Source organism: Nostoc sp. UIC 10630 (assembly GCF_010747425.1).
Taxonomy (GTDB): Bacteria; Cyanobacteriota; Cyanobacteriia; order Cyanobacteriales; family Nostocaceae; genus Nostoc.
In genome coordinates, this window is the sequence record NZ_JAAGOG010000017.1 from 1 (window position 1) to 20,390 (window position 20,390).

The following is a 20,390-nucleotide window of genomic DNA, read 5'->3' on the forward strand; positions in this document are numbered from 1 at the left end:
TGTGAGGAGATTCTCGCAATACTATAGCTTGCAACATGAATAGAACTGTTTACGCTCAGTCTCTGCCTGATTAGTGCTAGTAGAAACTGTGGCGAAAATTTTCGTTTGGAAATACCCGCGCCAATTTAAAATTTAAATTCCGGTCAATTACCCAGAAGTACAAAAGTTATTATGTTATCTAAAAGAATCTTACCGTGCTTAGATGTGAAGGCGGGACGGGTTGTAAAAGGAGTTAACTTTGTCAATCTCCAAGATGCAGGCGATCCGGTAGAGTTGGCCAAGGTTTACAACGAAGCCGGTGCTGATGAGTTAGTATTTCTGGATATTACAGCTACTCATGAAGACCGAGCTACTATTTTAGATGTGGTCTACCGAACTGCCGAACAGGTCTTTATTCCATTAACTGTGGGTGGTGGCATTCAATCCTTAGAAAATGTTAAAGCTTTGTTACGAGCCGGCGCAGATAAGGTTAGTATTAATTCTGCGGCGGTACGTGATCCCGACTTGATTAATCGGGCAAGCGATCGCTTTGGTAATCAGTGCATAGTTGTTGCAATTGATACCAGACGCAGAAATAACCCGGAAAATCCAGGTTGGGATGTGTATGTGCGGGGTGGCAGGGAAAATACAGGCTTAGATGCCCTCTTGTGGGCACAGGAAGTTGAGAAACGCGGTGCTGGAGAACTTCTAGTAACAAGTATGGATGCTGATGGAACCCAAGCCGGATATGACATCGAGATTACACGGGCTATTGCAAACGCTGTAGAAATTCCAGTAATTGCTTCTGGTGGTGCAGGTAATTGTGAACATATTTACACAGCCCTAACTGAAGGCAAAGCGGAAGCAGCACTACTGGCATCGCTATTACATTACGGACAATTAAGCGTAGCAGAAATCAAAAATTATTTGCGCGATCGCAATGTGCCAGTAAGAACATTATCTTGACCCACAAATCACCTGTTAATGACATCTATCTGAGGTTAGACACACTTCTTAAAAAGGGTGTTAATATTATTTTACAAGTATTAACAAATATTAAAAAATATGTTGCTTCCTATTTTACTTTTTGATGTAGCTTTGGTAGCGTGGTCGCTGCACTTAATGGAAAAAGCGTACGAGAGTAAAGAATTTTCTCTCATGTTGGCTGGTACATTGGTTGCTCTGGCTGCTGCTGCCATGTTAGTAGTTTACTTTTTGATGGGGCACTGTATGACCTACTTGTTGCAAGTGTCGCTGTGAGCGTCTAGTGGTAGACGAGATATTTAAAATTTAGTTTTCATAAAAAGCTTGACAAAGTACTAAAATTAAGTGATTATGTATAATGGATTTTAAGGGGTTATAGCGCAGTTGGTAGCGCACCTCAATGGCATTGAGGGGGTCAGCGGTTCGAATCCGCTTAGCTCCATTCTTAAGTCCCTAATCTTCTTAGTAAATTGAGAGGGTTAGGGAAATTTTTTATGAGTTTTATTTGCTGTCTACCTAGCCAGCCTCAAAAGTTGAAATGATAGAGAGAAAGTTGAAATGATAGAGACTGTGAAGAGTTTCTGAGGCGATTCATTTTTGCTGTAATAACTCTAGCCAATTTTCTAGTACTTCCTCAACTTCATATTCATCAGTATCAATGATTTGTGCGATGCCTCGCAATACGGTTTGGTTAAAGGGTAAAGGGGAAAGGGACTCATGTTTTGAATACATTCTTTCCCCTTAACCCCTTACCCTTTACCCAGACCACAAGGAAAGTGAAAAATGCTTATCCGAACCGTATTGCGATGCCTCGGCCATTTCAAGTTTTAAACTCAACACTTGACTCTCAGACCCTCAACTACGGCAATATTAACCTTGCAACCATATCAACAAATAGATGCTTGCACATTAAAGATAGCCATCTATGGTATAGAAATGTATAGAATCTTGTAAAGATATAAAATATAGTTGTTAAATGCACACATTTCTAGCTTCTTCCTCAATGCAGCTGTCTGTACCACCAAATCACTTTCAGTCAATGAAGATTGTCGCACTGGGGGACAGCTTAATTTATGGATTCGGCGACCCGGAAAAAGGAGGCTGGATCGAGCAACTACGGCGATGGTGGATGTTGCCGGATAGTGCCGGTCATGTTCTTTATAATTTAGGGGTAAGAGGCGATCGCACGCAACAAGTAGCGCAAAGGTTAGAAGTAGAATTTCGCCACCGAGGTGAACTGCGAAATCGTGTCCCCGACTTGATTATTTTATCCGTAGGTGTGAATGACTCAGCGCGGTTAGCGCGTCCTGATGGTCGCAGTTACACAGATTTTACATTGTTTGAAAAAGAAATTGCAACTCTTTTAGATTTAGCACAGCAACTCTGTCCTGTGTTATTCGTGGGCATGGTGCCAGTAGATGAAGCCAAGATGCCATTCTTAGATTGTTTTTACTATAATCATGTCGATCAGTACCGCTACAAAGAAGCAACTCGACTTGCTTGTACCAAACGGCAGATTCCCTATTTAGATATTTTTGAGCAATGGATGGAACGCGGTGAAAATTGGCGGCTCAAACGTTTAAGTGAAGATGGTCTTCATCCCAATACACTCGGTTATCAAGCTTTGTTAGAAGATGTGATAAATTGGGATGCAATACATTCAGTAGGCTTTGCCAATGCAGCTTACCATTCTCAATTTAATTATCATCTTAAACAATCCTAATTAATATAGATATGTTGGTGCTTTGAAATTAGCCAAGATTGTCATATTTGCCATCTTTGCAAAAAGCACCACAATCTTACTAAATTTTCAATAAAGCGAGTCAAAATCTATCTATAAAAACTCTAATTTCTCTATATTATTCATTACTCCTAACTCCTAACTCAGCACTCCTATGACACCAACTTTATTTGGTCGTTGGCAAACTCGATTATTATTACTTGCAACTGTGGGTGTATTTATATCCTTGCCTTTTGCAATGGGTTGGATTGGCCCTGGTGCTAACTCGGTTTATTTTTGGATACTTCTTTATGTAGCTGTATTTGGCTTAGGCTGGGATGTGCTTTATAACCATCTCCAAAAATCCCGATGGGATAGGGATTGGCCCGCAGCTTATCAACTTTTAGCTGGTATATGGGAATTAGTATTTGTGTTCTGTGGAGTAAAACTATTTGGCTTTTTACCAATACCTTTACCGAAAGAAGAATTACCGTTAACAGTTTTTCTACTGCACTATAGCATCGTGTGGATAGCAGTTTTTATTAGTTCCCAAAGCCTAATGCGAATTATTTTCCTTCGTTGGCGTTTTCGGGGTGGTGAGTGGTTGTAAATTGCATAGGGTCTTGTAGAGAAGGAATAAGAGTTTTAGAGAGTTATTGCATAAATGTTATTGTTATGCAAATACATCGGTTTGTAAAAATTAACTAATACAGCGTTTTTCAGGTAAATGAAGTACACAGATAGGGGCACAGCAGTACTGTGCCCTTTAAATCATCTGTACCTTATAAAGTTGCAATCTGCTGTATGTGGCGGTTTCAGTTTGGATGCAATATGTTGTATTGATACAAAGTTGTATCCGTTTTTACGAACAATAGGGCAGTTGCTATCAAATTAAAAGCAGCTATCTTAATATTTCTAAAATTAGCACTTGTGCTGATGTAGTCATCTATGAGAAAAACAGGAAAAGCTTTGGAGTCTGAAAAGATTTTTCAATGCAGAGACGCATATTAAGGAAGTGCAATGTCAAATTTTGATCTGGTTATTCAGCTATTTTTGCAACTTACAGTTATTCTAGTCACTTGTCGCATCGTCACGATTTTAGGACGGCGCTATCTTGGTCAAACCGATGTTGTTTGCGAAATGATTGCAGGTGTAATGCTAGGGCCATCACTTTTGGGATTGATTGCACCGGATTTTCAGCAATGGCTTTTTCCTAAGATTCCCATCATCACGGCTGTAGGACTCAAGATACCCAATCCATCCATGTCGATTTTATATGCTATCAGCCAGATTGGGTTGGTAATTTATATGTTTTTGATTGGTTTAGAGTTCAACACTAAACTCTTAAAACATCATATCAAAAGTGCAAGTCTGCTATCTGCTGCTGGAATTATCACTCCTTTTATTTTAGGAGCAATCGCATCTTTTTGGTTTTATCACAATGGCGATTTCTTTCAACCAAAGGTAACACCTTGGTCAGCCGCTTTGTATCTAGGTGCGTCGATGACAATCACAGCATTTCCCATGTTAGCTCGGATTCTTTACGAACGCGGTCTTGCACAAACCCGCTTTGGGACTTTAGCTTTAGGTGCAGCATCGGTAGATGATGCAGTTGCTTGGTGTTTGCTAGCGATCGTCCTTGCTAGCGTGAAAAATTCTTTGAACATTGCCATATTAGCAATTGGTGGTGGCATTTGCTACGTGCTATTTGCAATTTTTCTTGGTCAACCTCTACTGAGAGCGTTCACACGGATGACAAAACGCGATGCAGGTGTGAACAGACAAACTCTGACTTTGATGTTGATAATTTTGATGTTTTGTGCATGGTTTACCGATATTACAGGCATCTATGCAATATTCGGTGCTTTCGTGCTGGGAGCAGTAACACCACGCGGAGAATTCGCCCAACAAATTCGCCAATATACTGAGTTTTTAACTACTTCTTTTTTGCTACCGATATTTTTTGTCTTCTCTGGACTGAACACTCAAATTGCATTGGTAAACACGCCTACTTTGTGGGGAATTACGCTGTTAATTATTGCGATCGCAATTCTTGGTAAAGGTGTCGCTTGTATGTTGGCTGCAAGGTTATCCGGGGAAAATTGGCGTGAATCTGCAACTATTGGCGCTCTCATGAATGCTCGTGGTTTGATGGAGTTAATCATCCTTAATATTGGTCTTGAGCAAGGTATAATTACCCCAACTTTATTCACTATAATGGTTATTATGGCAGTCATTACTACACTCATGGCATCACCACTGATTGCCTTTTTATTGCATGGTACAAGCTATGATAAGTCTTCTGCTTAAGCAAAGATAAATATAAAATTAAGTACCAATTAACTGATATTAGTTACATAGGAGTTGGGTAAAATTATCCGCTTAGACTCTAAGCTATGACGGCTAATTTGTTTGTGCCCGCTTTTAACTAATACTACGAAACCAATTCCAATTATCTATTTTTTTGTATTGGCAATTTGGCAGTTATTCTAAATTTATCTCCTAAAATCATCAAAATTCATTTTTCAACTCTTCAAGTACATCCTCTCAGTAATTGACATTACAACTAAGTGCAAATTAATCTTGGTTGTATCTAATGAACTTGACATTTTCAGACCCTTTAAAGATTCATCTTAGAGAAACCAGATAGTTAATTGTGAGGAAACCATGCACATAGTTATTCTCGTTCTGGTTGAAGTACTGATTATTATTGGACTTTCACGGTTAGTAGGGCTAGCATTCCGTTCCATTAAACAACCTTTGGTAATTGGTGAGATTGTTGCCGGAATTATGCTCGGCCCATCTTTATTTGGTTTAGTTGCCCCCCATTTAGCAGTTACCTTGTTTCCACCAGAAACTATTCCTTTTTTAAATGTTTTGTCTCAGGTGGGACTAATATTTTTCATGTTTCTGATTGGGCTAGAACTAAATCCAAAATATCTTAGTGGGCAATTAGAAGTAGCTGTTTTAACTTCTCATGTCAGTATTTTAGTGCCGTTTTCCTTGGGAACATTGCTAGCTGCGATTCTTTACCCCCTAGTTTCTAATGCAAGTGTATCCTTCACCGCCTTTGCCTTGTTTTTGGGGGCGGCAATGTCGATTACTGCCTTTCCAGTGTTGGCGCGAATCATTACTGAAAACAATTTACAAGGAACGCGTTTAGGAACCTTGGCGCTAACTTGTGCAGCCGTAGACGATGTAACAGCTTGGTGTCTCTTGGCAGTAGCGATCGCAGTTGCTCGAACTGGTGACTTTGCTGGTGCTATACCCACAATTATCGCCAGCATAGTTTACATCGGCTTGATGTTGACGGCGGGACGTTGGTTCCTGCAACGCCTTGCCAAACACTACCTTCGTGCGGGACGACTCAGCCAATTGCTGCTAGCAGGGATTTATATGGCTGTGGTTGCGTCGGCATTAATTACCGAACTAATTGGTATTCACTTAATTTTTGGGGCATTTTTGCTGGGAGCAGCAATGCCCAAAAATGAAGATTTAGTGCGGGAATTGGCAATAAAAACCGAAGATTTTGTTTTGATATTCTTGCTGCCCATATTTTTTGCCTACAGTGGCTTAAAGACACAGATTGGTTTGCTCAACCGTCCAGAATTGTGGCTTTTGTGTGCGTTGGTTTTAGGAGTAGCGATCGCAGGCAAATATGTTGGTACTTATGTCGCAGCCCGTGTTAGTGGCATTAGTAAACGGGAAGCCTCGGCACTCGGTTGGTTAATGAATACTCGTGGTTTAACCGAACTGATAGTACTAAACATTGGTCTAGAGTTAGGGGTAATTTCCCCTTTAATATTTACCATGCTGGTAATTATGGCATTGGTAACTACATTCATGACCTCGCCACTACTGGAATGGACATATCCGAAGAAGCTGATCAGGTTAGATATGGTGGAACCGGAGTTGGAAGCAGAAACAGGTATAGATACCTCTGCTGGAGGTGAAACTTACCCTCATCCTTTCCGAATTTTGGTGCCAGTGGCTAATCCAAGTACGCAAAAAGGTTTAGTACAGTTGGCAGTAGCCTTGGCGCAGCCCGCAGTTGGTGTTGCTCTCAATTACCGATATCCTGCCGTTGTTAACCCCCTTAGCCTGATTGAATTTCAAGAAGACTATGCCTTTGAAAGTACCCCAGTTGAAGCAGACCGATTAATCGCCCAGCGCCGCCACCAACTAGAAGAATTAATTAATACTCTCGAACCGCCAGAAACTCGTTCTTGTGTGCATCCTATCGTTCGCATCTCCAGCAACGTTGCCCGCGAAACAGCACAGATTGCCACATTAGAACAAGTTGATTTAATTCTCGTAGGCTGGCATCGGCCAGCTTTTAGTAGTAATCGTTTAGGTGGACGAGTCGGACAAATACTCACCACGGCCCCAGTAGATGTAGCAGTATTTGTAGACAAAGGCAAAGAGCGATTAGAAAGTCTACTTGTACCTTATTCTGCAAATATCCATGATGATTTAGCACTCATACTAGCTCTAAGACTGCTAATCAATCGTGAGACTTGTATGTTGCAAATATTACAGATAGCAGCGAATCACACTAGAGAAGAATTGAGTTACGAACTGCACACGATGATGGAGCAGTTACCCACCAGTGTACGCGATCGCATTGAAATTAAAATTGTCGAAGCCTCAGAACCAATCCAAGCTGTAATTCAAGCCTCAGAAGGTGTTGACTTAACTATTGCTGGCACCAGCCGCACTTGGGGTATCGAACGCCAAACCTTGGGAAGATATACAGATCAACTAGCTATCCAATGTCGTTCTTCCCTGCTGATTACCCGCCGCTACAGTCAAGTTACCGCTCACCTTGCCTCTATGCTGCCTGAAGTTAGTAGTCAAGAGCCAACATTGAGGAATTGAAACTATGAATCATTTCAAGTTCAAATCTTTGGCTTTTTACGGTGTAGCCATAAGTTCAGTACTACTGTTGTTTAAAACTGTAAGCGTTTACGGGGAAAACAATCTTAAGGCTCCTCCGTCAGTGAACGGTAGGTATCGTCTAACCCTGTCAGAGAATTTGCCGAACTGTGAAAAATCGGATACTCTAACGTTAAACATTCAGCAGTCGGGTATTTACTTAAATGCCTCTGTATTACCGACAAACGCTAACGCCGATACTGACGAAAAGCACTCTCTGGCAGGCATCTTCAGAAATCAACAGTTAAATTTATCTGGAAAAGTTGGTAGCTCAATCCTTTGTAATCTTCCTCGCCCTCAAAACGATCCTCTGAATTCAGTGACAATTCAAATGCAACTTGTGGATAAAGGTAATATGACAGGTCAATTAAGCGTAAATGGCATTCCACAAACTCTAAAATTTACTGCTGTGCCCGAAAAAGCTAATTGAATTGGGGGTGGGTAGAGACGCGATTAATCGCGTCTAGGAATTTATAGCACCAAGTAAACAGCAATGTGAGCGCATTGTATGGGTTTTATGGAGCAGATAAAAAGAATGGATCAGGGACTAAAGACTAGGCAACTTTGCCAATGGCGCAAGCAGATATTTAACATCAGTCTATTGGGCTTTTGTGCAGCGATCGCCCTTGAAACTTGTACTACTGCTGCTACACCAGTAGCAAAGCTAGATAATTGGCGTTTTTCCCCAAAAACACAGCAACTCGAAATTAACCTTTCAGCAGGCACAACCCCCCGTTATTTCTACTTAGCCCAACCCTCTCGGCTTGTTGTAGATTTACCGAATACCAAGTTGGGCAAAGTTACGACGCAACAAAATTATTCTGGAGCAATCAAAAGCATTCGCGTTTCTCAACTGAATGCAAATGACACACGCATTGTCTTAGATTTAGCGCCAGGGACTACTTTTAATCCTAAACAGTTACAACTGCAACCAGTTTCCCGAAAAAACTCCACTCGCTGGGTATTACGTCCGGTTAGTTCTGGTAAAACTACTGCCGTGAAACCAGGAAACTCAGCATCTTCACCCAAGAAACAAACTCAAACACCATATAAGTCACAGCCGCCTAGTAACCTACCTGTAACTACTACTAATTTACAAGCACCCTTACTCACAGTTCCGCCTATATCAAATGACCTGCCCACAACAATTACCAATAACTCAGGGCAGCCTTTTGTCACCGTACCTCCCCTAAATCCGAATACAGCCTCTCAACAACCTGCTTTGATTCTTCCCCCTCCTTCTTTCCCAAATCAACCCAGTAACTTAAATAGCATTCCTCCTTCTGTTACGTCAGAATTTCCAGTTCCAACAATCCCCAATGTTTCCAATCCCCAGGTAATCGAGTTTGGTCAACCTTTACCCAAAACTAAATAAAAATTGGCATTGGACATTGGGCATGGAAAATCGAACCAATGCCCATCTACTATGCGCCATGCCCTAATAATGTTGTGCTTCTAGCTATTACTGTCCTCTAACTAACTCCTTCACCTTGTTGATAATGCTTACTGGATCGATACCTTGATATGGGTACTGTTCCCACAAACCACCGCAACCTTCTTTATGAGTTCCAAGATGGGCATATTTGGGAGTCAAACCCCGCTCTAGCAGCCAAGAACCAAAACGGCTGCCTAGGCCTGTCCGCCGATTGAAAGCTTCTACTACAAGGACAAAAGGAGCGTTACCAACTTTGGTAATCATTTCTTCATCAATAACGTTTAAAGTTGGTTTGTTAATTAAACCAACGTCTAACCCTTCTTGCTTAAGACGCTCTACAGCATCAACGGCACGGTAGAGAGCATCGCCAAAACTGATGATATAACCTTGCGTTCCCTCTCGTAGAATCTCATCTTTACCGGGAACAAATTTGTAGCCACTTCCAAATAAGTCATTGCCGTTGCTGTCTTGAATATTGGGGACTTTGGAACGGGTGGAGAAAATAAACCGCAGTCCAGGCTCAAAGAATATGGCTTCTACACAAGCTGTCATTTGATTGACATCTGCTGGGAAATACAACTGTGTTTGGTAGCCATCATCCAAGCCATTGTCCGCAAACATATTGTTCAAACCGAAGTGGCAGGTGTTATCTGCCATGTCATCTATACCCGCATGAGAAAAGTGACACAGAACATTGGAATAGTTCAGCCGTGCCATTGTAATTTCTGAGATACACATTTCTAAGAAGGCGCTGAAGGTGGCAAAAATACCTTGCTTGCCCTTCTGCATCCCGAATCCAGCCGCAGCAGAAAAGTTACCCCGTTCCATTATGCCGGAGGGAATAAATATTTCCGGGTATGTATCGTGAATTTTCTTCAAACCGCAGGAGCCTTCTAGGTCACTATCAATGACCTTAATTTTTTCTTTACGCTCCGCCTCACTCATGCGACTAAGGACACCCACCACGGCTTCACCAAAGACATTGCGGTTAGCGCCCCATTTGTCACTGGAACCCAAAAATGTATATGTTTGTTTGGGTTTCTCAATGCTCTTCAAGTATTCGACAGCCGCAGTTTGTCCACGAGATTCTAAATACTTAAGTGCTAAATCTACAGAAATTACATCATGACCATGAGTGGAGCCTTCTAAACCTTCAATCCCAGGACACATCGGGCGTTTATTGATAATAGCGATCGCTCCGGGAGTATTCACAGCTTCACAAAGGCGACGGTATAAATCGTCTAAGTCTTCGCCGTCTCCCTGAAGTACTTTTAACCCGTGCCCTTCTAAGGTTTTGGCAACGCTGAAACCAGGTAAATATTTAGAAGGATGTCCAGCGATCGTTACATCATTGTCATCAATAATTAGTTTGACATTCAGATGTTGAGCAACAGCCAAGCGAGCAGCTTCAGCATCGTTGCCTTCTTGTTGCGATCCATCAGAACCGAGACAGAAAACAGCTTTGCCTGGATTCGCCATTGCAACACCATTGATGTAAGGCCAAACATGGCCCAGGCGGCCAGAACTAAATTTCACACCAGGAGTTAGCCCTAATTCGGGGTGTCCTGGTAAATGGGAATGTGCTTGCCGATAATGTAAAAGTTGCTCGGCAGGTAAGTCACCATGCAACGTTGCCATCAGATATTGGGTGGCGACTCGATGTCCTGCTTCATCAAAGAAAATCGGTACAAATTGCTCTGATGCCCCCCGGAAAAAGGCATCAAGGATCATCACCTCTGGCACTGTATCATAAGGCCCACCAGTATGACCACCCACTCCGCTAGCAGCGCCAGTTGCTGTAAAAAAGACGATCACATCTCGGCAGAGTTGAGTATTCGCTTTGAGAGTCTCTCGCTGTTGGGCAGTAAGGCTGGAATTTGCTGGATTGAGCGCTAAAAATTGGTAAGCACCGAGATCAATCGGAAATTGGGTATTAATAGTAGTCATGGTTTATTGATTGAATAAAAAACAATTTGAACAGATGGGACGCGCGATCGCACTACAAAAAAAATTGTTAAAACCCCGATTGGGCAACAATTATCCAAGTTCAAGCCAACCACTCGAAACCATTGTGGAACCGTGTAATTTCATCAAAAGCCAAAACCAATACACTTGATTGTGCATGAATGTGCTTGAATTCAATTGAAGTTACGGATTACCGTAGAAAAACTTGCATATCAATAAGTATAAACTCACAAAAACGCAATTTCAAGGTCAAAAACGCAATTTCAGGAAAATTAATTATGCTAACTGCTGAACGACGACAATTCATCTTAGAAATTCTGCGTCGTGATAAAAAGGTACTTTCGACAGAGCTTAGTGCTGTTCTAAAGGTTTCTGAGGATACAATTCGGCGGGATTTGCGAGAACTGGCACAAACCGGACTATTGCAACGCGTTCATGGGGGAGCGCTCCTCAAATCTCCAGCCACCGCCAGTTATGCCGATCGCCAAAAGCAAGCACCAAAAGAAAAGGAAGCGATCGCTCGGACAGCAGCAAAATTAGTTTGTACGGGACAGGTGGTGATTTTAGATGGAGGTACAACAACTCTCCAAGTAACCCGTCATTTGCCCCTAGATTTGCACGCAACAGTCATCACAAATAGTCCGCCAATAGCAGTTGCTTTAGCAGAACATCCCCATATAGAGGTTGTGATGTTAGGTGGACAACTCTACAAAAAAGCCTTGGTGAACGTGGGTACTGTCACGATTGAGACTTTACGGATGATTCGTGCAGATTTGTGCATGTTGGGAGTTTGCAGTTTACATCCGGAAGTTGGGATTAGTGTACCTAACCTAGACGAAGCCCACGTCAAACGAGCCATGATTGCTGGATCGGCCGAGGTAGTAGGACTAGTGACAGCAGAAAAATTAGACACGGCTGCTCCTTATCTCGTGGAGTCAATTCATGCCCTGACTTACCTAGTAACAGCACCTACAGTATCTAATAATTTGTTGAGCGCCTACAAAGCTTTAGGTTTGACCATTATACGTGATGAGTACGAGTGATCTGATTTTGAAGATGCGATCACCAGGGACTGGGGATACAAGGAGAATAAGGGAGATGAGGAAGGGGACAAGGAAAATAATTCCTCACTTCTAAATCAGCACTCGGAACTGTTTTGCCCAATGCCCAATGCCCCATGCCCAATGCCCAATGCCCAAATCAAAATCTATCCGTTTCTTGAGGTGTTCCAACTGCTCCTGGTTGAGCCGTAAAGAAGTTTTGAGCAGCTTCATTCTGATATATACACCTAATATCAGGTTGGCCACTGTCCAAGTTACCTGTGAATCCGAAGGTATTCAGGCGATTTTTGCAATCTCTTACCTGATCAGATGTCACCAGCTTCCGGTTCTCTAAAAGCGCCCAGTTATTTTGTCGGATCACGCATCCAGGACGCATACTCGGCTGGGCAACATAAACATTAAAAGGGTTGAGAGTAACGAATAGTCTAGCGTCCATCACCATCGCGCTAGCTCCATACTGCACACAAATTTCAGGGTTTGGTGCTTTGGTGTCAATAAATTCACGGGAAGCCACATTTGATGGGGCTAACGTGGTTGTAGAACTAAAAGCAATGCCAATCCCAATTCCCAGAATCAACACCCCTCCCATAATTGCGATGGTGAAGAGGTTAAACATAGGGGATTGGAAAATAGAGGGTTTAGAAGTAGTAGCCGATCTACCAGTGGGTTTACGTCTCATTGTTGCTTAATCACCTTCACGTCGATTTTGCAGGGAGTTGTTTAAAGTTTTCTCTCTCTTTTCAGTATGCCTAGTCTTGACTGTAATTGGCTGCAATTTTCTGTGCGATATCTTTTTTAAACGATAAAAACAGCAACTTATCTAGATAACTTACTGTGCATCAATAAATAAAGGTTGTTAATAAGCGGCTCTAGCTCTAAAAATATGCTTAAAGCCCTTACTACAAACTAATATTAGTTTTACGTTACTGAAAATACTTGAATTTGTTCTTGTCAACTTACATTATTTGTCCAGAGTTCCAACTTTATCGTTTTTTGTTTTTATTTGAATAATTGGTAAGTATTTTGTCGATATTGGGTCGTTAAGAAATTGTTATTAGTTATGGCTCTTTATGCTGATTATATTTTAATTGATTTTAAGTTTTATTAATTATAACATATTGTTTATTTTTGCTAGTGATTGCGATCGCTGTTTCTCTGTGGGGTGGTTATAAATTCGCTCACCAGCAGGATTAAAACCTTAATTACAAGCTCTGTTTTAATTGTTGAATTTTCTGTAAAACTTTTTCTCGATGCTGCGTCAACTTTATCCATCGGGGTAGGCGACTGGCAAGACTGCCATTGTGCCAGCCTAATGTGTCATCAGGCAAACGTTCTCGCAACCTTGATTGAACATAGCTTTCCAAGAAGTTCAAATGTGCTTCATTATACGCCCATAGCACCTGACCACAACAGGAGGTTTGTAACCATAGAGGCAAGCCAAAAAAATGGTCTAATATTCCATAGCTAGAATTTCTTTTAGCCTTGTAATTGTTTTGCCACAACAGCAATGCGGCTTTTCGCTGCCCATCCTTTGGCTGTTGTTTTGTATAGCTACAGTGCTGACAGATAATTCTTTTGATTGAACTGGGACTCGATTGTTCAGAGTTTACAGTCAATATTTTGGCAGTGCGATTGCATTGTGGGCAGCGAACTAAAATTTCTTCCTCAAAATCAGAAAGCTTTTTGCCGTAGTCTCTAAATTTTACAACCATTTCAGATAACCACTTCTACCGTTTCTGCAACAATTTCCAGAAATTCTGTTGATTCACCCCGCGACAAAAGCTGACGTACCCTTCATCAGATAGGCGTTAAGCAAATTCGTCTAGATACAGCATTTATTTACCAGACTTCCCGCCGATTATTTGCATCTTGTGCTTTTCGACTCAGCATTATTGAAATGCTGATTGAATTAAGTCATTAGTCATTTGCTTATAACTCAATGACTAATGACTAATGACAAAGGACTAACTAGCTAACAGAGTTTTTTCTAGAGAAGTCCAACGGAAGGTGCGATCGCCACCTCTCTCAATTACTACTTTCACTCGTGGTTCTAACTGAGGCAAATTCGTTAAATACTCAAGTTCCTCATTAGAAAGAATATGCCCTTCAATAATCCACAAAACCAGCCCCTTTGACTTTGGTGGTAGCTGTTCTAGATGAGAATCGAGAATTGGTGGCAAATAGTACACGTGACCTACTGCCGCACCGCTACCAGTGCTTTTTTTTCCAAGATGAGGAGGTCTGACTCCATGAATTCTTGTGAGATAGGCAGCTACGTCGCCTAGTCCCTTAGCAGTAATGTGGAGAGTGGTATAGCCAGCAGCGCGTAGTCGACGCTGATATCTACCTTCATAACCCCCTTCTAGAGGTACATACACTCCAAGAGCGCCAAATTTTTCCAGATCGCGGATTAAACCGTTGCCAGTGGTAATTAGTGCCATAGATTTTCGTCGTATCCCACTTAGATATCTCTATTATTTACCCTGAACTGATAGATTAAAAGCATTTTCTTTGGGTATTGAGAAGAGGCAGAGGGGCATGGAGCAGGGAGCAGAGGGGAAAGAGATAATTTTTTATTCTCCCTTTGCCCGATGCTTCCCTGTTCTTCCCTACTCCCTAAAAATAACTCTATAAATTACTGGACAAACATAAATAAATAATTTATATTATTAGATTGTGACCAAACACGCAAATTAGATAAACTTTTTACTGTCATTCTGAGGTAGTGTTAGCATTAAGAGCTGATAATTTAATCCAAATTGGATAATATAACTCAGATTGATCATAGACTGGTAAACTAAGAAAGCTTTCAGGTCAACATTGGAGCTTATGGATGAACAATCAAAGCCAATCCTAAGCTCCAGAGTGAATTTGCTCCCGTGCCTCTGAAAAAGCAGGCAAAATCTTAAACAATAGTTTAAGGTATTTAAGGAAGTAAAACTGAGCAGCAATGTTGGTTTCATGGCATTACGTCAGTCTCAGTTAATGGATACTGGGCGGTAAAGACCGCTTAAGTCCAACTCCAACAGGGCAGTAGCCAACCTCCGGGAAACCGTCATTAGGGCGTACACAAATCGGAAAACCCGCCGACAGCGCTGCCTCCAGAAAGTGCCAGAGCAATTGCTTGGACGAAAGCATTGCTGCACACAGCTTAAAGCTGTAGCGCCTTGCATTGATTCCAGAAGTTACTCCTTCCCAAACGGAAGAGAATTGTAGCTGTTCTGGTGATCTATTGAGTGAAGCTAAACAGATTCACCAAGCAGTACGGACACGGTTTGTTGTGTCCCAAAGTTTTTGGACTGGTTTACTAAAACCATTCCAAATTTCGCAGGCTAACTCAGCCTAAACTGATGCGTACAAAGCGTGTCCTCTAGAGTCCAATTCCAAGGTCAGCAAGTAGAAAGGAGAACCAGTTACTGTGTCTGTAGGTATTCTCGGCACCAAGCTGGGCATGACCCAAATATTTGACGAAGCAGGAGTAGCTATTCCTGTGACTGTCATTCAAGCAGGGCCATGCACCGTTACACAAGTTAAAACGAAACAAACCGACGGTTACTTTGCCATCCAAGTTGGTTTTGGCGAAGTTAAACCAAAGGCACTGAACAGACCACTACTGGGTCATTTGGCTAAATCATCTGCCCCAGCATTGCGTCACCTAAATGAATATCACACTGATAGTTCTAGTGATTATGCTTTAGGTCAACAGATTAAAGCAGATATTTTTAGTGCGGGTCAAATTGTCGATGTAGTCGGCACAAGCATCGGTCGCGGTTTTGCAGGAAACCAGAAGCGCAACAACTTTGGTCGTGGTCCCATGTCACACGGTTCCAAAAACCACAGAGCGCCAGGTTCTATTGGTGCTGGTACAACACCAGGTCGTGTCTATCCAGGTAAGCGGATGGCAGGGCGTTTAGGTGGTAAACGCATCACAATACGTAAGCTGACCATAGTGCGAGTTGATGCAGAACGCAATTTATTGCTAATCAAGGGAGCAATTCCTGGTAAAACAGGCGCTCTAGTAAGTGTTGTACCTGCAAAAGTAGTGGGATAGTCAAAAGTCATTAGTCAAAAGTCATTAGTCAAAAGTCATTGGCTAAAGACAAATGGCAAAAGACCAATGACAAATGACAAAGGACAAAGGACAAATAACAAAGATGGTTGAAAGCGTAGTTAAAAATTGGCAAGGAGAACAGGTCGGCGAGACGACCTTCGAGTTGCGCGTTGCCAAAGAAGAAACAGCGTCTCATATCGTACACCGCGCCTTGGTACGGCAATTGACTAATGCTCGTCAAGGAAATGCCAGTACAAAAACTCGTGCTGAAGTCAGAGGCGGTGGCCGTAAACCTTGGCGACAAAAAGGTACTGGTCGCGCTCGTGCAGGGTCTATTCGTTCACCACTGTGGCGTGGTGGTGGTGTGATCTTTGGGCCAAAGCCTAGAGACTTCGACCTGAAGTTGAACCGCAAAGAACGACGTTTAGCACTGCGGACAGCATTTGTCGGTCGTATTGACGACTTGATCGTAGTAGAAGAATTTAGCACCGAGCTATCTCGCCCGAGGACAAAAGACTTAGTGGCAGCACTTTCCCGTTGGGGAGTAGTGCCAGAAAGCAAGGCACTGTTAATTTTGTCTGAAATTGCGGATACAGATAATGTTTATTTGTCAGCCCGCAACATTGAAAATTTAAAACTAATTGCAGCCGACCAGTTAAATGTTTTTGATTTACTGCACGCTGACAAAATTGTAGTTACGGCATCAGCCCTAGAAAAAATTCAGGAGGTCTACAGTGCCTAGCTTTGACCCCCGCGACCTTGCCGACTTAGTACGTCGCCCAATAGTCACCGAGAAAGCGACTATCTTGATGGAGCAAAATAAGTACACCTTTGAAGTAATTCCAAAGGCATCCAAGCCAGAAATCAAGGCTGCGATCGAGGACTTATTTCAGGTCAAGGTTGTAAAAGTCAACACCACCTTACCACCACGTAAAAAGCGGCGCGTTGGTAAATTTATCGGTTATAAGCCCCAATATAAGCGAGCCATTGTTACAGTCGCACCTGGGGATGAAGACAAGATTAGACAAGTTCTATTCCCAGAAGTCTAGGAATTTTAGATTTTAGATTTTAGATTGAGGAGTTTACTGAATAAATACCAAAGATGGTCGCAATTAGTTAAACACTCATTAAATCCAAAATTCAAAATCCGAAATTAAGTAAATCAAAAATCCAAAATCCAAAATAGATTATGGGTACTCGTTCTTATCGCCCTTATACCCCCAGCACTCGCCAAGTTACAGTTTCTGACTTTGCGGAAATCACAAAAACCGAGCCAGAAAAATCCCTAACGACCTCGAAGCATCGCGCCAAAGGTCGGAATAATACAGGGCGGATTACCAGTCGTCGTCGGGGTGGCGGACACAAACAACTTTACCGGATCATCGATTTTAAAAGGGATAAACATAATATTCCTGCCAAAGTCGCAGCAATTGAATACGATCCTAACCGCAATGCCCGAATTGCCCTTTTGTATTACCAAGATGGCGAAAAACGGTATATCCTTCATCCCAACGGATTGAAAGTTGGAACAATAATTATTTCTGGACCCGAATCTCCCTTTGAAGATGGTAATGCTTTACCTCTATCGCGGATTCCCTTGGGTACTAGTGTTCACAACGTAGAAATGACTCCTGGCAAAGGTGGTCAAATCGTGCGTGCTGCTGGTGCTAGCGCTCAAGTTGTGGCAAAAGAAGGTGATTATGTAACTCTCAAGTTGCCTTCGGGAGAAGTCCGCTTAATTCGGCGTGATTGCTACGCCACCATTGGGCAAGTGGGCAACACCGATGCGAGAAACCTGAGTGCAGGTAAAGCAGGACGCAATCGCTGGAAAGGTCGCCGTCCGAAGGTTAGAGGTAGCGTCATGAACCCAGTGGATCACCCACATGGTGGTGGTGAGGGTAGGGCTCCTATCGGTAGATCGGGACCTGTTACACCTTGGGGTAAACCCACATTGGGCGCGAAGACACGCAATCGCAAGAAACTTAGCAGCAAATTCATTGTGCGTCGTCGCCGTAAGTCTTCTAAACGCGGTCGCGGTGGTCGTGAATCATAGAATTTTAGATTTTAGATTTTGGATTTTAGATTGGGGTCTACTTGTGAACATTGAAAATTTGTGAAACCTGCTTGGACACCTAATTATCCAAAATCCGAAATTCTAAATCCTAATTCCTAAATCCTAAATCCAAAATTGAACTATGGGTCGTTCTCTAAAAAAAGGTCCTTTCGTTGCGGATCATCTCTTAAAGAAAATTGAAAAGCTCAACGACAACAACAGAAAAGAAGTTATTAAAACTTGGTCAAGAGCTTCAACAATTTTGCCACTAATGGTAGGTCATACCATCGCTGTTCACAACGGACGACAACACGTTCCAGTTTTTGTAAATGAACAGATGGTAGGACACAAGTTGGGTGAATTTGCCCCGACACGCACCTACAGGGGTCATGGAAAAAGCGACAAAAAAGCGGGTAGGTAGTCATTAGTTATTAGTCATTAGTCATTAGCTAAAGACAAATGACAAATGACAAATGACAAATGACAAAATTGGAGAAAATTATGGCTACTAATACTACTGAAGTAAAAGCGATCGCTCGTTTTATCCGCATCTCGGCCTACAAAGTGCGTCGGGTACTCGATCAAATCCGTGGGCGATCGTACCGAGAAGCGCTAATCATCTTGGAATTCATGCCCTATCGCGCGACTGAACCCATATTGAAGGTTCTCAGAAGCGCTGCTGCTAATGCTGAACACAACGCTGGGTTAGATCGGACTCAACTAGTGATTACTCAGGCTTATGCCGATCAAGGACCGCCGTTGAAGCGGTTCCAACCAAGAGCGCAAGGTCGAGCTTACCAAATTCGCAAACCGACGTGTCATATTACTGTGGCCGTTGGAGCTGCGCCAGAAAAATAAGCACGCTTACACGAATAAATTACGTAAAGTAAGAAATCTTAGAGGGAGCATTCGTGGGACAGAAAATTCATCCAGTTGGTTTTCGCCTGGGTATTACACATGAACATCAATCCCGTTGGTTTGCTGTTCCTGACCGCTATCCAGAACTTTTACAAGAAGACTACAAACTCCGTCAATACATAGAACAAAAGCTGGGTAGACTTGCTCAAAACAACGCCGGAATTTCCGAAGTACGGATTGAGCGCAAAGCCGACCAAATCGACTTAGAAGTACGCACAGCTAGACCCGGTGTAGTAGTAGGGCGTGGTGGGCAAGGCATAGAATCCTTGCGTACCGGACTCCAAGGACTATTGGGTAGCAATCGCCAAATTCGCATTAACGTAGTTGAAGTTCAACGAGTTGATGCTGATGCCTACCTAATTGCCGAATACATTGCTCAACAATTGGAACGCCGGGTTTCCTTTCGGCGAGTAGTGCGGCAATCAATTCAGCGTGCGCAACGCGCTGGTGTTCAAGGTATTAAAATCCAAGTCAGCGGACGGCTCAACGGTGCAGAAATTGCCCGGACAGAGTGGACTCGTGAAGGTAGAGTACCTTTACATACCTTACGGGCTGACATTGACTACTCTTATTGCACAGCAAAAACTGTTTACGGCATTTTGGGCATCAAAGTTTGGGTGTTTAAGGGAGAAATTATTCCTGGACAGGAAGAAACCCCTCTACCACCTGCAAGCCGCGAACGTGAACGCGATCCCCGCGATCGCGATCGTGAACCCCGTCGTCGTCAACAACAACGTCGTCGCCAGCAATTTGAAGACCGCTCAAATGAAGGATAAATCGTCATTAGTCATTAGTCATTAGTCATTAGGAAATGGCAGATGACAAATGACAAAGGACAAATGACAAATGACAAGTAACAAACCATGTTAAGCCCTAGAAGAACTAAATTCCGCAAACAACAGCGCGGACGGATGGAGGGACTAGCCACCCGTGGTAGCACCCTCAACTTCGGTGATTTTGCACTCCAAGCACAAGAACCTGCTTGGATTACCTCCCGGCAAATCGAGGCTTCTCGTCGGGCAATGACTCGTTATATTCGTCGGGGTGGACAAATCTGGATTCGGATTTTCCCTGATAAACCTGTAACCATGCGTCCTGCTGAAACCCGGATGGGTTCCGGTAAAGGTAATCCAGAGTTTTGGGTAGCGGTAGTTAAGCCAGGACGGATTTTGTTTGAAATCGGTGGGGTTTCTGAAGAAATCGCCCGTGAAGCTATGCGTTTGGCTTCATTTAAACTACCTATAAAAACCAAGTTTATTGTGCGCTCTCAACCACAGGAGCAGGAGTAG

General features: G+C 42.7%; 23 protein-coding genes and 1 tRNA gene. 18 read left to right on the forward strand and 6 right to left on the reverse strand.

Annotated elements, in window-relative coordinates; all coding sequences use genetic code 11:
- The first annotated feature begins 171 nt into the window (after window positions 1-171).
- From hisF to G1O98_RS06840, 3 genes are all read left to right on the forward strand, one after another.
- On the forward strand, window positions 172-945 hold the full coding sequence (gene hisF, locus G1O98_RS06830) for an imidazole glycerol phosphate synthase subunit HisF (protein ID WP_163927922.1): 774 nt from the start codon (window positions 172-174) through the stop codon (window positions 943-945).
- Window positions 946-1,044: 99 nt separating this feature from the next.
- Complete coding sequence (locus tag G1O98_RS06835; RefSeq protein WP_012410736.1) at window positions 1,045-1,239, forward strand: hypothetical protein; 195 nt, start codon at window positions 1,045-1,047, stop codon at window positions 1,237-1,239.
- 93 nt (window positions 1,240-1,332) lie between these two features.
- A tRNA-Ala gene (locus G1O98_RS06840) sits at window positions 1,333-1,405 on the forward strand.
- Window positions 1,406-1,554: 149 nt separating this feature from the next.
- Here the strand turns inward: G1O98_RS06840 and G1O98_RS06845 are convergent.
- A complete protein-coding gene (locus tag G1O98_RS06845) occupies window positions 1,555-1,695 on the reverse strand; it encodes a hypothetical protein (RefSeq protein WP_163927921.1) in 141 nt (46 codons plus the stop codon).
- 271 nt (window positions 1,696-1,966) lie between these two features.
- Between G1O98_RS06845 and G1O98_RS06850 the strand changes: the two genes are divergently transcribed.
- The 6 genes from G1O98_RS06850 (at window position 1,967) to G1O98_RS06875 (ending at window position 8,993) form a co-directional block, all read left to right on the forward strand.
- Entirely contained in the window at window positions 1,967-2,686 is a 720-nt protein-coding gene (locus tag G1O98_RS06850) for a GDSL-type esterase/lipase family protein (protein ID WP_163927996.1), read from the forward strand.
- Window positions 2,687-2,858: 172 nt separating this feature from the next.
- Complete coding sequence (locus G1O98_RS06855; protein WP_163927923.1) at window positions 2,859-3,293, forward strand: hypothetical protein; 435 nt, start codon at window positions 2,859-2,861, stop codon at window positions 3,291-3,293.
- 410 nt (window positions 3,294-3,703) lie between these two features.
- Window positions 3,704-4,993: a cation:proton antiporter gene (locus tag G1O98_RS06860; RefSeq protein WP_163927925.1), complete on the forward strand. Its 1,290-nt coding sequence runs from the start codon at window positions 3,704-3,706 to the stop codon at window positions 4,991-4,993.
- 357 nt (window positions 4,994-5,350) lie between these two features.
- Window positions 5,351-7,561 carry a cation:proton antiporter gene (locus G1O98_RS06865; RefSeq protein ID WP_163927926.1) on the forward strand — a complete coding sequence of 737 codons (2,211 nt, stop codon included), beginning with the start codon at window positions 5,351-5,353 and terminating at the stop codon, window positions 7,559-7,561.
- 4 nt (window positions 7,562-7,565) lie between these two features.
- Window positions 7,566-8,048, forward strand: a complete 483-nt coding sequence (locus G1O98_RS06870; RefSeq protein ID WP_163927928.1) for a hypothetical protein — start codon at window positions 7,566-7,568, stop codon at window positions 8,046-8,048.
- Window positions 8,049-8,153: 105 nt separating this feature from the next.
- Window positions 8,154-8,993 (forward strand): AMIN domain-containing protein, encoded by an 840-nt coding sequence (locus tag G1O98_RS06875; RefSeq protein ID WP_163927930.1) that lies wholly within the window; start codon window positions 8,154-8,156, stop codon window positions 8,991-8,993.
- A gap of 87 nt (window positions 8,994-9,080) precedes the next feature.
- On the opposite strand, the gene G1O98_RS06880 is transcribed toward G1O98_RS06875, so the two are convergent.
- Window positions 9,081-11,000 (reverse strand): transketolase C-terminal domain-containing protein, encoded by a 1,920-nt coding sequence (locus tag G1O98_RS06880; RefSeq protein ID WP_163927931.1) that lies wholly within the window; start codon window positions 10,998-11,000, stop codon window positions 9,081-9,083.
- A gap of 296 nt (window positions 11,001-11,296) precedes the next feature.
- On the opposite strand from G1O98_RS06880, the gene G1O98_RS06885 reads away from it, so the two are divergent.
- Entirely contained in the window at window positions 11,297-12,061 is a 765-nt protein-coding gene (locus G1O98_RS06885) for a DeoR/GlpR family DNA-binding transcription regulator (protein WP_163927933.1), read from the forward strand.
- Window positions 12,062-12,218: 157 nt separating this feature from the next.
- Here G1O98_RS06885 and G1O98_RS06890 read toward each other — a convergent pair whose 3' ends face one another.
- From G1O98_RS06890 to G1O98_RS06905, 4 genes are all read right to left on the reverse strand, one after another.
- Complete coding sequence (locus G1O98_RS06890) at window positions 12,219-12,758, reverse strand: DUF3172 domain-containing protein (protein ID WP_012410728.1); 540 nt, start codon at window positions 12,756-12,758, stop codon at window positions 12,219-12,221.
- 523 nt (window positions 12,759-13,281) lie between these two features.
- Window positions 13,282-13,791 (reverse strand): hypothetical protein, encoded by a 510-nt coding sequence (locus tag G1O98_RS06895; protein ID WP_163927934.1) that lies wholly within the window; start codon window positions 13,789-13,791, stop codon window positions 13,282-13,284.
- A gap of 252 nt (window positions 13,792-14,043) precedes the next feature.
- Window positions 14,044-14,520, reverse strand: coding sequence for an NAD(P)H-quinone oxidoreductase subunit N (locus G1O98_RS06900; protein WP_163927936.1), 477 nt, complete (start codon window positions 14,518-14,520; stop codon window positions 14,044-14,046).
- A gap of 541 nt (window positions 14,521-15,061) precedes the next feature.
- A complete protein-coding gene (locus G1O98_RS06905) occupies window positions 15,062-15,217 on the reverse strand; it encodes a hypothetical protein (RefSeq protein ID WP_163927938.1) in 156 nt (51 codons plus the stop codon).
- A gap of 280 nt (window positions 15,218-15,497) precedes the next feature.
- Here G1O98_RS06905 and rplC point away from each other — a divergent pair, with 280 nt between their 5' ends.
- From rplC to rplP, 8 genes are all read left to right on the forward strand, one after another.
- Window positions 15,498-16,130, forward strand: coding sequence for a 50S ribosomal protein L3 (gene rplC / locus G1O98_RS06910; RefSeq protein WP_163927939.1), 633 nt, complete (start codon window positions 15,498-15,500; stop codon window positions 16,128-16,130).
- A gap of 103 nt (window positions 16,131-16,233) precedes the next feature.
- Entirely contained in the window at window positions 16,234-16,872 is a 639-nt protein-coding gene (gene rplD / locus G1O98_RS06915; RefSeq protein WP_163927998.1) for a 50S ribosomal protein L4, read from the forward strand.
- The gene (locus G1O98_RS06920; RefSeq protein WP_069070779.1) at window positions 16,865-17,179 is read left to right on the forward strand and encodes a 50S ribosomal protein L23; all 315 of its coding nucleotides are present in this window, start codon (window positions 16,865-16,867) and stop codon (window positions 17,177-17,179) included. Before rplD ends, G1O98_RS06920 begins: the two co-directional genes overlap by 8 nt.
- 140 nt (window positions 17,180-17,319) lie before the next feature.
- Window positions 17,320-18,183, forward strand: coding sequence for a 50S ribosomal protein L2 (gene rplB / locus G1O98_RS06925; protein WP_012410722.1), 864 nt, complete (start codon window positions 17,320-17,322; stop codon window positions 18,181-18,183).
- 142 nt (window positions 18,184-18,325) lie between these two features.
- Window positions 18,326-18,604, forward strand: a complete 279-nt coding sequence (rpsS, locus tag G1O98_RS06930) for a 30S ribosomal protein S19 (protein ID WP_012410721.1) — start codon at window positions 18,326-18,328, stop codon at window positions 18,602-18,604.
- An 80-nt stretch (window positions 18,605-18,684) separates the two neighbouring features.
- A complete protein-coding gene (gene rplV, locus G1O98_RS06935) occupies window positions 18,685-19,041 on the forward strand; it encodes a 50S ribosomal protein L22 (protein ID WP_012410720.1) in 357 nt (118 codons plus the stop codon).
- 53 nt (window positions 19,042-19,094) lie between these two features.
- Window positions 19,095-19,877: a 30S ribosomal protein S3 gene (gene rpsC / locus G1O98_RS06940; RefSeq protein WP_163927940.1), complete on the forward strand. Its 783-nt coding sequence runs from the start codon at window positions 19,095-19,097 to the stop codon at window positions 19,875-19,877.
- 87 nt (window positions 19,878-19,964) lie between these two features.
- On the forward strand, window positions 19,965-20,390 hold the full coding sequence (gene rplP / locus G1O98_RS06945) for a 50S ribosomal protein L16 (RefSeq protein WP_012410718.1): 426 nt from the start codon (window positions 19,965-19,967) through the stop codon (window positions 20,388-20,390).

Excerpts from the sequence above, each read along its gene's own strand:
- hisF (WP_163927922.1), top strand. The coding sequence starts at position 172 with ATGTTATCTAAAAGAATCTTACCGTGCTTAGATGTGAAGGCGGGACGG.
- G1O98_RS06835 (WP_012410736.1), top strand. The coding sequence starts at position 1,045 with ATGTTGCTTCCTATTTTACTTTTTGATGTAGCTTTGGTAGCGTGGTCG.
- G1O98_RS06845 (WP_163927921.1), bottom strand. The coding sequence starts at position 1,695 with ATGTATTCAAAACATGAGTCCCTTTCCCCTTTACCCTTTAACCAAACC.
- G1O98_RS06850 (WP_163927996.1), top strand. The coding sequence starts at position 1,967 with ATGCAGCTGTCTGTACCACCAAATCACTTTCAGTCAATGAAGATTGTC.
- G1O98_RS06855 (WP_163927923.1), top strand. The coding sequence starts at position 2,859 with ATGACACCAACTTTATTTGGTCGTTGGCAAACTCGATTATTATTACTT.
- G1O98_RS06860 (WP_163927925.1), top strand. The coding sequence starts at position 3,704 with ATGTCAAATTTTGATCTGGTTATTCAGCTATTTTTGCAACTTACAGTT.
- G1O98_RS06865 (WP_163927926.1), top strand. The coding sequence starts at position 5,351 with ATGCACATAGTTATTCTCGTTCTGGTTGAAGTACTGATTATTATTGGA.
- G1O98_RS06870 (WP_163927928.1), top strand. The coding sequence starts at position 7,566 with ATGAATCATTTCAAGTTCAAATCTTTGGCTTTTTACGGTGTAGCCATA.
- G1O98_RS06875 (WP_163927930.1), top strand. The coding sequence starts at position 8,154 with ATGGATCAGGGACTAAAGACTAGGCAACTTTGCCAATGGCGCAAGCAG.
- G1O98_RS06880 (WP_163927931.1), bottom strand. The coding sequence starts at position 11,000 with ATGACTACTATTAATACCCAATTTCCGATTGATCTCGGTGCTTACCAA.
- G1O98_RS06885 (WP_163927933.1), top strand. The coding sequence starts at position 11,297 with ATGCTAACTGCTGAACGACGACAATTCATCTTAGAAATTCTGCGTCGT.
- G1O98_RS06890 (WP_012410728.1), bottom strand. The coding sequence starts at position 12,758 with ATGAGACGTAAACCCACTGGTAGATCGGCTACTACTTCTAAACCCTCT.
- G1O98_RS06895 (WP_163927934.1), bottom strand. The coding sequence starts at position 13,791 with ATGGTTGTAAAATTTAGAGACTACGGCAAAAAGCTTTCTGATTTTGAG.
- G1O98_RS06900 (WP_163927936.1), bottom strand. The coding sequence starts at position 14,520 with ATGGCACTAATTACCACTGGCAACGGTTTAATCCGCGATCTGGAAAAA.
- G1O98_RS06905 (WP_163927938.1), bottom strand. The coding sequence starts at position 15,217 with ATGCTTTCGTCCAAGCAATTGCTCTGGCACTTTCTGGAGGCAGCGCTG.
- rplD (WP_163927998.1), top strand. The coding sequence starts at position 16,234 with ATGGTTGAAAGCGTAGTTAAAAATTGGCAAGGAGAACAGGTCGGCGAG.
- rplB (WP_012410722.1), top strand. The coding sequence starts at position 17,320 with ATGGGTACTCGTTCTTATCGCCCTTATACCCCCAGCACTCGCCAAGTT.
- rpsS (WP_012410721.1), top strand. The coding sequence starts at position 18,326 with ATGGGTCGTTCTCTAAAAAAAGGTCCTTTCGTTGCGGATCATCTCTTA.
- rplV (WP_012410720.1), top strand. The coding sequence starts at position 18,685 with ATGGCTACTAATACTACTGAAGTAAAAGCGATCGCTCGTTTTATCCGC.
- rplP (WP_012410718.1), top strand. The coding sequence starts at position 19,965 with ATGTTAAGCCCTAGAAGAACTAAATTCCGCAAACAACAGCGCGGACGG.